Annotated in this window: 12 protein-coding genes; 6 read left to right on the forward strand and 6 right to left on the reverse strand. The window is 69.0% G+C overall.

The window, feature by feature from the left end; genetic code table 11:
* Nucleotides 1-57 precede the first annotated feature (57 nt).
* The 5 genes from AAG801_RS19935 to AAG801_RS19955 all read right to left on the reverse strand — a co-directional run bounded on the left by AAG801_RS19935 (nt 58) and on the right by AAG801_RS19955 (nt 3,904).
* A complete protein-coding gene (locus tag AAG801_RS19935; RefSeq protein ID WP_101492266.1) occupies nt 58-525 on the reverse strand; it encodes a DUF2501 domain-containing protein in 468 nt (155 codons plus the stop codon).
* A gap of 122 nt (nt 526-647) precedes the next feature.
* On the reverse strand, nt 648-1,865 hold the full coding sequence (locus tag AAG801_RS19940; protein ID WP_341889915.1) for a beta-ketoacyl-[acyl-carrier-protein] synthase family protein: 1,218 nt from the start codon (nt 1,863-1,865) through the stop codon (nt 648-650).
* Nucleotides 1,862-2,173 carry an acyl carrier protein gene (locus AAG801_RS19945; protein WP_341889916.1) on the reverse strand — a complete coding sequence of 104 codons (312 nt, stop codon included), beginning with the start codon at nt 2,171-2,173 and terminating at the stop codon, nt 1,862-1,864. Before AAG801_RS19945 ends, AAG801_RS19940 begins: the two co-directional genes overlap by 4 nt.
* Before the next feature lie 85 nt (nt 2,174-2,258).
* The gene (locus AAG801_RS19950; RefSeq protein WP_341889917.1) at nt 2,259-2,945 is read right to left on the reverse strand and encodes a phosphatase PAP2 family protein; all 687 of its coding nucleotides are present in this window, start codon (nt 2,943-2,945) and stop codon (nt 2,259-2,261) included.
* A gap of 65 nt (nt 2,946-3,010) precedes the next feature.
* The gene (locus AAG801_RS19955) at nt 3,011-3,904 is read right to left on the reverse strand and encodes a helix-turn-helix transcriptional regulator (RefSeq protein WP_192196069.1); all 894 of its coding nucleotides are present in this window, start codon (nt 3,902-3,904) and stop codon (nt 3,011-3,013) included.
* A gap of 89 nt (nt 3,905-3,993) precedes the next feature.
* On the opposite strand from AAG801_RS19955, the gene AAG801_RS19960 reads away from it, so the two are divergent.
* From AAG801_RS19960 to AAG801_RS19975, 4 genes are all read left to right on the forward strand, one after another.
* A complete protein-coding gene (locus tag AAG801_RS19960; RefSeq protein WP_101492269.1) occupies nt 3,994-5,244 on the forward strand; it encodes an MFS transporter in 1,251 nt (416 codons plus the stop codon).
* 40 nt (nt 5,245-5,284) lie between these two features.
* On the forward strand, nt 5,285-6,037 hold the full coding sequence (locus AAG801_RS19965; protein ID WP_101492270.1) for a sulfite exporter TauE/SafE family protein: 753 nt from the start codon (nt 5,285-5,287) through the stop codon (nt 6,035-6,037).
* A 101-nt stretch (nt 6,038-6,138) separates the two neighbouring features.
* Nucleotides 6,139-7,179 carry a MerR family transcriptional regulator gene (locus tag AAG801_RS19970; RefSeq protein ID WP_341889918.1) on the forward strand — a complete coding sequence of 347 codons (1,041 nt, stop codon included), beginning with the start codon at nt 6,139-6,141 and terminating at the stop codon, nt 7,177-7,179.
* A 26-nt stretch (nt 7,180-7,205) separates the two neighbouring features.
* Nucleotides 7,206-8,624 (forward strand): carotenoid oxygenase family protein, encoded by a 1,419-nt coding sequence (locus AAG801_RS19975; RefSeq protein ID WP_341889919.1) that lies wholly within the window; start codon nt 7,206-7,208, stop codon nt 8,622-8,624.
* An 11-nt stretch (nt 8,625-8,635) separates the two neighbouring features.
* Here AAG801_RS19975 and AAG801_RS19980 read toward each other — a convergent pair whose 3' ends face one another.
* Nucleotides 8,636-9,553 carry an AEC family transporter gene (locus AAG801_RS19980; protein WP_341889920.1) on the reverse strand — a complete coding sequence of 306 codons (918 nt, stop codon included), beginning with the start codon at nt 9,551-9,553 and terminating at the stop codon, nt 8,636-8,638.
* A gap of 113 nt (nt 9,554-9,666) precedes the next feature.
* Between AAG801_RS19980 and AAG801_RS19985 the strand changes: the two genes are divergently transcribed.
* Complete coding sequence (locus tag AAG801_RS19985) at nt 9,667-10,641, forward strand: tripartite tricarboxylate transporter substrate binding protein BugE (RefSeq protein WP_099796264.1); 975 nt, start codon at nt 9,667-9,669, stop codon at nt 10,639-10,641.
* 67 nt (nt 10,642-10,708) lie between these two features.
* On the forward strand, nt 10,709-11,461 hold a 753-nt coding region (locus AAG801_RS19990), incomplete at its 3' end, for a tyrosine-type recombinase/integrase (RefSeq protein WP_341889921.1).

Raw genomic sequence — 11,461 nt, forward strand, 5'->3', positions numbered from 1 at the left:
CGGGGCGCGCGCACGGCGGGCACGCCGCGCGCGGAGAGCGGGAGAGAGAGAAAGAGCCTAGATCAGGGAGGTCGCATTTTTGAGGACGTAGTCGCAGGCCTTTTCCTTGACCTTCGACGACAGCCCCTTGAGGTTGAGCGACTTGCCATCGCCGCCCTTGAGCAGACCCTTGGCACCGCTCGCGAAGTCGTTTTCCTGTTTCTTCTGGCCGGTGATCTTGGCCAGCAGCTTGTCCTTGACGGACGCTGCATCGCCGCCGAGGTAGTTGTTCTTGACGCAGTACTCGAGCACGCCGGCGGCGCTGCCGATGGTGCTGGAGCCGACGGCAGGCATCTTGAAGCCGCCGAGGCTGAGGCCGCTGAGCGCCGAGCCGCCGCCGCTGCTGTTGCCGGTGCTGCTACTGCTGCCTTGCGAGTTGACTGCCGCGCCGGCCTGTTCTTTCAACTGGTCGAGCAGGTTGTTGGCCTGCACCGAGGCGCCTGCGGCAAGCAGGGCGAGGGCGACGAATGTGGAGCGAACGTGCATGGTGGCCTCCTGGGACGGACATGGGGGGAGAAGCGCCCACCAGCATACCGGAGCGCCCGGAATGTCTCTATCGCGCGGGGCACAGCGGCACGGGGTGCGCACGGCCCGCAAGAGCACGCCGCTCAGCCCCTGCGGAACAGCAGCACCGAGTTCGTGCCGCCGAAGGCGAAGGAGTTGCTGATGGCGGCGTCGAGCGCGGGCGCGGCGCTGTCGCCGAGGGCGACGAGGTTCATCTGGCAGTCGGGGTCGACTTCGCGGCAGTTCGCGTTGGGCGGCAGTTCGCGCCGGTGCAGCGCCAGCACGGTGATGAGCGCCTCGATGGCCCCGGCCGCGCCCAGCATGTGGCCGTGCAGCGCCTTGGTCGAGCTGACGCGCAGGGCGTCGAAGTCGCCGCCCCAGACCTCGGCCAGCGCGTTGCGTTCGACCACGTCGCCGATGCGCGTGGCCGTGCCGTGGGCGTTGCAGTAGCCCACGTCGCGCGGCTGCAGGCCGGCCTGGCGCAGCGCGGCGCGCAGGGCGCGGGCCTGGCCCGGTGCGTCGGGTTTGGTGAGGTGGGTGGCGTCGCTGCTCAGGCCCCAGCCGGCCAGCGTCGCATAGCGGCGGGCGCCGCGTGCGCGTGCGCGCTCGGCCGATTCAAGAATCAGGAAGGCCGAACCTTCGCCGAGGGCAAAGCCACTGCGGTCCGTGGCAAAGGGGCGCACCGCGCCGGCTGCTTCGCCGGGCTGGAAACCGGCCAGCGTCTGCATGGCCTGCCAGGCCAGCACCACGCCCGGGACGATCAGTGCTTCGCTGCCGCCTGCGATGGCGATGTCGACCTCGCCGCGCTGCACCGCCTTGGCGGCCTCGGCAATGGCCACCGACGACGAGGCGCAGGCGACCGAATACGTGAGCACCGGGCCCAGCACGCCGTTGCGCATCGCCACGTGGGCAGCCGGCGCATTGGGCATGAAGGCGGGAATGGTGAGCGGCGAGACGCGCCCGTTGCCGCGGTAGGCGGCCTCGAGCGCGGCGGCGCCGCCCATGCCGCAACCGGCGTAGACGCCGACGCGTTCGGCATCGACGCCGTCATCGCTCATCGCCAGGCCAGCGTCGCGCAGGGCGAGGTCGGCGGCGGCCACGGCGAGCTGGCTCACGCGGTCGACGCCGGCGAGCTGCAGCTTGGTGAACCAGCGCGTCTCGTCGAAGGCGACCGTGGCGGCGGCGGCGGGTTTGGGGAGTTCGGGGAAAACCGGCGCGAGGGCCGAGCGGCCCTGCAGCAGGGCGTTGAACAGCGCGTCGGGCGCGTCGCCGTGGGGCGCCATGACGCCCAGTCCGGTGACGGCGACTTCGTGCGTGCTCACGCGGGTTTGGCGGCGCGGACCTTGTCGACCAGCTGCGCGAGCTCGGCCAGGGTGTCGATGGTCGCGTCTTCGTCGGGCATGGTGATGCCGAAATGGTCTTCGATGGCGAACAGGAATTCGGCCAGTGCCAGCGAATCGAGTCCGCCGGTTTCACGCATCGAGGCGTGGGGGTCGAGCTTGGACGGTTCGATGCCGTACTTCTCGTGGATCAGGTCCTGCAATTCCTTCAGCGAACTCATCTGCGATGCCTGTCGTCTTGTGCCGCCGTTGATCGATGGGCTGCCGGGTCCTTGCGGATGGCGGGCCACGGGTCGATCCCTTCCTCGTTCGGCCTGTGTTGAATGATCAATGGTGATTGATGATATCCGCTTCGACCTTAGGGAAATCCTCTGGTCAATGTTTGCCGGGACGCCAGCGCAGCGAGGGCAGCGCGAAGGCCAGCCCGAGCAGCGCGCCGGCCACCGCGTCGAGCACCACGTGCTGCTTGACCGCCAGCGTGGAGTAGGCAATGGCGGCAAACCAGGCCCAGTTGATCGCATGCAACAGCCACGGCGTGCGCGCCGCGCGCAGCACGTCGGCCATTCGCACGGCGGTGAAGATGGCGACCGCCACGTGCATCGACGGGCAGGCGTTGCCCGCCGCGTCCACGCCCTGCAGCATCGCGAAGCCGGGATAGCCCGAGACGTCGATGCTCAGCGGCGGGATCTGCGTCGGCCAGACATAGAAGATGCCCAGGCCGCTCAGGCACAGCACGACGATCCACAGCCCATAGACCACCAGCTCGCGGAACGTGAGCTGCAGCCCCGGCGCGATGCCCACGTACACCCACAGCGACAGGTAGGCGCCGAGCGTGTAAGGCTGGAACGGAATCAGGTGGTCCAGCGCCGTCAGCGGCATCACCGTGACCGGAAAGGCCGGGTTGCGCAGCAGGTGGAAATAGCCGATGAAGAACAGCCAGGTGAAGGCCGTGGTGCCGACCGCCTTCAGCAGGAAATGGCGGCGGATGCGCAGCCAGATGTCGGCGGTCCACGTTGCAGGCCTGGCCTCGGCCGCGATGTGCAGGGGGATCGGTGAGTGCATGGTGTCGGTGTCGGTCGCCGATCTTGCCAGAGCACCATGGCGTGCCCGCTCCATGCCCTGCGGCATCAAAGGGTGGCCGGCCGCTTGCGGTGCTGGAACGACGTGGGCGAGCGCCCGGTGGCCGCCTTGAACATGGCGCAGAAGGCACTGTCGGTGGCGTAGCCGCTGGCCGACGCCACCTGGCTCACGGCCATGCCGCGTGCCAGCAGCGGCAGCGCATGCGCCATCACGGCCTGCTGGCGCCATTGCTGCCAGCTCATGCCGAGCTGGTCGCGAAACAGCCGCGCCACCGTGCGCTCGCTGGCGCCGATGGCGGCGGCGCGCTCGGCCAGCGTGGCGCGGTCGGCCGGGTTGCGCAGCAGCGTCTCGCACAGCTGGCGCAGGCGCTTGTCGGAGGGCAGCGGCACGTCGATGCGGATCTGCGTGGCGCGCTCGACCTCGTCGACCAGCAGCGGCGCGATCATGCGTTCGCGCTGCGGCGCATGCGGGTCGGCCGGCGGCAGACCGTCGGGCGTGGTGTCGAGCGCAAGCATCAGGGCGCGCAGCAGCGGGCTGATCTCGAGCACCTCGCACTTCTCCCAGGTGGGCGCGATCCAGGCATGCAGGTAGACGGTGCGCAGCTCGGCGTCTTCAATGAGCGTGATGCTGTGCTGCATGTTCGCCGGCACCCAGAGCGCGCGCGAGGGCGGCACGATGTAGCTGCCGTCTTGCGTGCTCAGGCGGATCACGCCGCGCGTCGAGAACGTGAGCTGCGGCCACGGGTGCTCGTGCAGTTCGACCAGCGTGTCGGCGCTTAGAAAGTGTTCCTTGGCGCGCAGCGGGCGCACCGCGTCGGGGGCGTACAGGTGCGGCGTGAGCGGGCCCACGCTGGTGGTCGGCGCGGTGGGCGTTCCGCGCGGCTTGGCGGGGTGGGCTGGCTCGGGAGCCGTCGGAGCGGTGGGGGGAGCGGCGCTTGGCATGGTTTCGACAAATGTTGTCGCTGTATCGCCATTCTGCCGCGTCGCCGCCGCATAGCATCGGTGCCCGCACCGGTTTTTTGTAGCAATCCATGTCTTCCACTTCCTCGACAGCCGCTCCCGCCACCACTTTGCGCACCGACGCCCAACTGATCGGGCTGGTCGGCCTGGCCCACGCGGTCAGCCACTTCAGCCAGCTGATCCTGGCGCCGCTGTTCCCGTGGCTGAAGGACGCGTTCAACGTGAGCTACACCGAACTCGGCGCGGTGCTCACGGTGTTCTTCGTGGTCTCGTGCATCGTGCAGGCGGCCTCGGGCTTCATCGTCGACAAGCTGGGTCCGCGCCCGGTGCTGTTCGTCGGGCTGGGCGCGCTGGGGCTCGCGGCCTTCGGCTATGCCATGGCGCAGAGCTACTGGATGCTGCTGGCGTGCGCCGTGGTCGGCGGCATCGGCAACGGCGTGTTCCACCCGGTCGACTACACGCTGTTCAACCGCAAGGTCGCGCCCACGCGCCTGGGCCATGCCTACAGCGTGCACGGCATCACCGGCAGCCTGGGCTGGGCGCTGGCACCGGCCTTCGTGGTGCCGATCGCCATTGCCTTCTCGTGGCGCGTGGCGCTGGCCTCGGCGGGCGTGGTGGCGATCGTGGTGCTGCTGATCCTGTGGATCTACCGCAGCGTGCTGGCGCTCGACGCGGCGGCCGTGCACAAGGCCACGGGGCACGGCGAGCCCACGCCGGTCGGCGGCGAGTTCGACTTCCTGCGCATTCCGGCCGTGTGGATGTGCTTCGGTTTCTTCTTTTTCTACGCCGCCGTGATCAGCGTGGTGCAGACCTTCGCGCCCGTGGCCGCGGGCCACCTGCACGCGGTGCCAGTGGCGCTGGTGGCGGTGTGCCTCACGGTCTACATGGTGGCGAGCGCGGCCGGCATGGTGGTGGGCGGTTTCCTGGCCTCCGACCCTTCGCGCTGCGAGCGCATCGTGGGCGCGGGCTTTGGCGTGGCGGCGGCGCTGGCGCTGGTGCTGGCCTTTGCGCAGTTCCCGCCCGTGATGGTGCCGGTGCTGTTCGGCGCGATGGGTTTCGTCTCGGGCATCGCCGGGCCGTCGCGCGACCTGCTGGTGAAGAAGTCGACGCCACCCAATGCGACCGGGCGCGTCTACGGCGTGGTGTACGCGGGCCTGGACATCGGCCAGGCCGTGGCGCCGCTGGTGTTCGGCCGCCTGATGGACGCCGGCCAGTACACGAGCGTGATCGTCGGCTTGGCGCTGGTGCAGGGCGTGCTGATCGCCAGCGCCTTCAATGTGCGGCGCGTGCGTCGCACGGCGCTGGTCCCTGCATCGGCGTAGGTCGCCCGAGGGCGAGGCAGCGGCCCCTATCATCGGCCGCATGCAAGCCTTGTATGTCTATGTGATCGTCGGCGCTGTGCTGGCGGGGTTCGTGCAGGGCCTGTCTGGCTTTGCTTTCGGCATGGTTGCGATGTCGGTTTGGGCCTGGACGCTGGAGCCGCAGCTGGCCGCCGTGCTCGCGCTGTTCGGCGCACTCACAGGTCAGGTGATCGCGGCGCTCACGGTGCGGCGGACTTTCGACAAGCGCATCCTCTGGCCTTTCGTGCTCGGTGGCCTGGTCGGTGTGCCCTTCGGTGTCTGGCTGCTGCCGCACCTGGACATCGTGCTGTTCAAGGTATGTCTGGGCACGCTGCTGGTGCTGTGGTGCCCGGCGATGCTGATGTCGCAGCACCTGCCGAAGATCACGTTCGGTGGCCGCGCGGCAGACGGCGTCGCGGGCGTCATCGGCGGCGTGATGGCGGGCATCGGCGGCTTCTCGGGCGTGGTGCCCACGTTGTGGTGCACGCTGCGCGGTTTCCAGCGCGACACGCAACGCGCTGTGATCCAGAACTTCAACCTCTCGATGCTGGCCGTGGCATTTGCGGTGCATGTGGCGAGCGGGAGCATCGGACGTTCGGTGGTGCCTCTTCTGGCACTGGTCGCGGCGGCTGTCGCGGTGCCGGTGTTGCTGGGGGCTCGGCTGTATATCGGGATCAGTGAAGCGGCGTTTCGCAAGATCGTGTTGAGTCTGTTGACCTTGTCGGGTATCGCGATGCTGGCGTCGGCGGTACCCGCGTTGCTGCAGCGCAGCTGACGCACGCGCCGGCGTAAAACGGCGCACCTCTTTTTCACGAAACTACCTTGACCCTCTCGTAACGGCACGCTCTACGATGCCTTCAACTTGAGAGGGAAGGCATGTACCTGAGGATTGGCGAACTCGCCCGGCGCACCGGGCTGACCGTGCGCGCGCTGCGGCATTACGACGACATCGGCCTGCTGGTGCCGTCGCAGCGCTCGGACGGCGGCTACCGTCTGTATGACCGCACCGACGTCGCGCGGCTGTACCGCATCCAGGCGCTGCGGCGGCTCGACCTGTCGCTGGCCGAGATCCAGGGCCTGCTCGACCGCGCGGCCGACGGGCTGTCGGAGGTTGTGGCGCAGCAGCTGTCGCAGCTCGAACGCGAGATCACGCAGGCCACGGCATTGCGCACGCACCTGCTGACGCTGCAAGCCCAGTTGCAGGCCCGCACCGAACCTGCCATCGACGACTGGCTCGTGGCGCTCGAGCGCACCGTCGCGGGCGCGAAGTATTTCAGCGATGACGAGCTCGGGCGGCTCCAGACCGGTCGCGACGGTTTCGCCGACACGGTGGCGCCCGAGCGTGTCGAGCTGACCACAACGCTCCATGCCCTGGTCGCCGCGGGCGCTTCGCCGGAAAGCGCGCAGGCGCAGGCCCTCGCGCAGCGCTGGATCGCGCTGCTGCTCGAAGAGGCCGGCGGCGACGAAGCCCTGCTCATGCAGCTCTACGCGATGCACTGGAACGAGCCTGCGCTGCATTCGCTGACCGGTGTGGACCGGGCCGGCATGCAGTTCATCTCGCATGCGATGGCGTACGCGCGGCTGCAGCGCTACGGCGCACATTGCGATGCCGCGGAGATGGCCTTGCTCGCGCAGCACTACGTTGCGCAGACCGACGCCTGGCCCCCCTTGATCGCCGATGTGCGACAGCAGATGCGGCAGGGTGCGGCGCTCGACAGCGCGCCGGTGCGCGTGCTGGCCGCCCGCTGGCAGGCGCTGTCCCTGGCCAAGGCCGGGGGCGATGCGGCACTGAACGCGAAGCTGCAGGAGGCCTTTCGCAACGACCCCGCGCTGCGCGCCGGCTCGGGCATCGACGCACCGCTGGCGGCCTACATCGGGCGCGCCATCGCGCAGCTCGCCGAACCCCATTCCCATTGAACGACCAGGAACCCTCAGTGACCGCCATGCCCCGGGCCAACGCCCATTTCTTCACCGGCAACTACGCCCCGCTCACCGAGGAGCACGACATCGCAGCCCTCGCCATCGACGGTGCGATGCCGCCGGAACTCTCGGGCACGCTCTACCGCGTGGGGCCGAGCCCGCAGCATGCGCCGCGCGACGACAACTACCACTGGTTTTCCGGCGACGGCATGGTGCATGCGTTCCACATCGACGGCGGGCAGGTGTCGTACCGCAACCGCTGGGCGCGCACGCCCAAGTGGCAGCTGGAGCACGAGGCCGGGCACGCGCTGTTCGGCTCCTTCGGCAATCCCGCGACCAGCGACCCGGCGGTGATCGGGCGCAACAGCGGCACGGCCAACACCAGCATGCTCTGGCACGGCGGCCGGTTGTTCGCGCTCGAGGAATCGCACCAGCCCTTCGAGCTTGATGCCTTCACGCTGGTTTCGAGAGGGCACCAGAGCTTCGGCGACCGCCTGACGACGCGCTGCACCGCGCATCCGAAGCGCGACCCGCACAGCGGCGAGCTGCATTTCTTCGCCTACTCACCCGACGGCCCCGGCACGCCCGGCATGCTCTACGGCGTGATCGACAGCCAGTGCGAAGTGACCGCGCTGCAGGCCTTCGACGCGCCGTACGCCAGCATGGCGCACGACTTCATGCTGACGCGCGGGCATGTGCTCTTTCCGGTCATGCCCCTGACCACCAGCGTGGAGCGCGCGATGCGCGGCCTGCCGCTGCTGGCCTGGGATGCCGACAAACGCACCCACGTCGGCGTGATGCGGCGCGGTGCCGCGGTCGACACCCTGCGCTGGTTCGAGACCGAGGCCTGCCACATGTTTCACGTCATGAACGCGTGGGACGAGGGCGACACCGTCGTCGCGCTCGTGATGCAGTCGGACACCGCGCCCGGCCTGCCCGATGCGCAGGGCCGCCCCGGCGACCCGCACGCGATGGCCGCGCGCCTGTGCCGCTGGACCTTCGACCTGGCCGGCACCGGCAACGGTTTCCGGCGCGAGTACCTCGACGATCTGGTGGGCGAGTTTCCGCGCATCGACGAGCGTTTCGCGGGCAGCCGCACCCGGTACGGCTTCTATGCCTGCCATGCGACCGCCCGCGCCCGGGGTGATGCCGAGAGCGTGCTTTTCGACAGCCTTGCGCGCTTCGATCTGGAGACGGGCGAGCGCCACCTCCACACGCTGCCGCCGGGCGATGTCGTGTCGGAGCCGGTGTTCGTGCCGCGCGCGACGCACGCCGACGAAGGCGGCGGCTGGCTCCTGGCCGTGGTCTGGCGCGAGCAGACCCGGCGCAGCGACCTGATCGTGCTCGACGCCCGCGACCTGCGCGCCGCGCCGGTCGCGACAGCCCGGCTGCCGCACCGCGTGCCGTTCGGCTTCCACGGCAACTGGCGGCCGAACGCGTAGCCGCCGGTGGGTCAGCGTGGCAGCGCCAGCGCGAACGGCAGGCTTGCCACGCCCAGGATGGTCGACAGCGTGACCAATCCCGCCACATACGGTCCGTTGTAGCCCATCCGCGCCGCCAGCACATAGGCGCTCGACGCGGTCGGCACGGCCGAGAAGGCCATCAGCACCGACGCCTGCGTCGCATCCAGCTTCAAGGCCAGCGACAACCCCCAAGCCACCAGCGGCAAGAAGAAATGCCGTATCGCCAGCACCGACACCGCCAGCGTCTTGCCACGTCCCAGCGTCGCGAACTGCATGCCGGCACCTGCCGCAAGCAGCCCCAACGCCAGCGATGCCGCACCGATGCGCGTGAGCGTCGGCGTCAGCCAGGTCGGCACCGTGAAGCCCAGCACGTTGGCGATCAACCCCGCCAGCGTCGCCACGATCAGCGGGTTGCGCACGAGCTGGCGCACGAAGCCCGTCTGCGCGTGGCGCGTCATCGGCCACACGGCGGCGATGTTGAACATCGGCACGCACACGCCGATCAGCACGGCGATCAGCAACAGGCCCTCGGGCCCGGCCAGCCGTTCGGCCAGCGCCAGGCAGATGAACGAGTTGAAGCGGAACGCGATCTGCGCGCTGGCCGCGTGGTCGTGCCGGTCGATGTGCGAGCGCAGACCGGGCACGAAGGGCAGGGCGTAGGCCATCGCGATGCCGGCCAGCCCGACACCCACGCCCGCGGTCAGCAGGCTCGAGGTCGCACCAAAGTCGAGCGGGCTGCGCACGATCGAATGGAACAGCAGGACGGGAAATAGAAAGTAATACACCAGGCTCTCGACCTGGTCCCACACGCGGCGGTCGAGCGCGGTGTAGCGGCACAGGAGCCAGCCGATGGCGATGAGGGAGAAGTCGGGGAAGAGCAGCTGCGCGTAGTTCACCGCTTCGAGCATAAACCGCCACAACTGTGGGTATTCCACAGCATGAAGGAAAGCCCCGACCCGCTAGCATCCGGGCTTCGCTTTTTTCCGGCCCCGGCCGGTCCCGTCTAGTCAAGGAGTTATCGATGCAACGTCGTCAATGGAGCGCGCTTGCGGGCGCCGCCGCGCTGGTCGCAGTGGCAGGTCAGAGTTTCGCGCAGGGCTATCCCACCAAGCCGGTCGAACTGAGCGTGCCGTTCGCACCCGGCGGCACGACGGACATCGTGGCGCGCGTGATCGCCGACCCGCTGGGCAAGGTGCTGGGCCAGCCCGTGGTGGTGATCAACCGCGCCGGCGGCGGCGGCATCGTGGGTGCGGCCGAAACCGCGCGCGCGCCGGCCGATGGCTACAAGCTGGGCGTGGCCACGGTGTCGAGCACGGCGGCCAACCCGGCCATCAACCCGAAGACGCCGTACGACCCGATCACCGACTTCACGCCGATCATCAACATCGCGGCCACGCCGAACGTGATCGCCGTGAACCCGAGCTTCCCCGCCAAGAACTACGCCGAGTTCGTGGCCGAGCTGAAGAAGAATCCGGGCAAGTATTCGTACGCCTCGTCGGGCACGGGCGGCATCGGCCACCTGCTGATGGAGCTGTACAAGAGCCTGACCACGACCTTCGTCACGCACATCCCGTACCGCGGCGCGGGCCCGGCGCTGAACGACGTGGTGGCCGGCCAGGTGCCGATCATTTTCGACAACCTGCCTTCGGCCATGCCTTTCATCCAGAGCGGCCGCCTGGTGCCGATCGTGGTGTCGGCGCCGACGCGCGTGGCCGGCCTGCCGAACGTGCCGACCTTCAAGGAAGTCGGCCTGGAGCCGGTCAACCGCATGGCCTACTACGGCATCCTCGGCCCCAAGGGCCTGCCGAAGGAAGTGGTCGACAAGATCAACGCGGGCGTGAAGAAGGCGGTGGAAGATCCGGCCGTGAAGAAGCGCATCGAAGACACCGGTTCGCTGATCGTGGCCAACTCGCCCGACCAGTTCGCCGCGCAGATCAAGGCCGAGTTCGACGTGTACAAGCAGGTCGTGAAGAAGCAGAACCTCAAGCTCGACTGATCGGCTTCGCTTCCCCTGAAAGCCGCCCGCGTTCCGGGCGGCTTTTTCTTTTGTTATCTTGCACCGCATGACCGAGGCCGCCGCCGCTCCCCCCACTGCCGACATCGACACCTTCATCGACGCCCTCTGGCTCGAGGACGGGCTGTCGAAGAACACGCTGGCCGCCTACCGCCGCGACCTCGCGCTGTTCGCCCAGTGGCTGCGCGAACAGCGGGGCGGCATGGGCCTGGACGCCGCGCGCGAAACCGACCTGCAGGCCTACATGGGCGTGCGTCTGTCCACAAAGGGAAAGGCGACGTCGGCGAACCGCCGGCTCACGGTGTTCAAGCGCTACTACCGCTGGGCGCTGCGCGAGCGCCGCATCACGGCCGACCCGAGCATCCGCCTCATGCCCGCGCGCCAGATGCCGCGCGCCATCAAGACGCTGTCCGAGAAGCAGGTCGACGACCTGCTGGCCGCGCCCGATGTCGAGAGCCCGCTCGGCCTGCGCGACCGCGCGATGCTGGAGCTGATGTACGCGAGCGGCCTGCGCGTGAGCGAGCTGGTGGCGCTGAAGGCCATCGACATGAGCCTCAACGACGGCGTGCTGCGCGTGCTCGGCAAGGGCAACAAGGAACGCCTCGTGCCCTTCGGCGGCGAGGCGCGGCGCTGGATCGAGCGCTACCTCGACGAATCGCGCCCCGTGATCCTCGACGGCCAGCAGACGCCCGACCTGTTCGTGACCGCACGCGGCGCGGGCATGACGCGCGTGATGTTCTGGGTCATCGTGAAGAAGCAGGCGGCGGCGGCCGGCATCCATGTGCCGCTGTCGCCGCACACG

Source organism: Variovorax sp. YR752 (assembly GCF_943372545.1).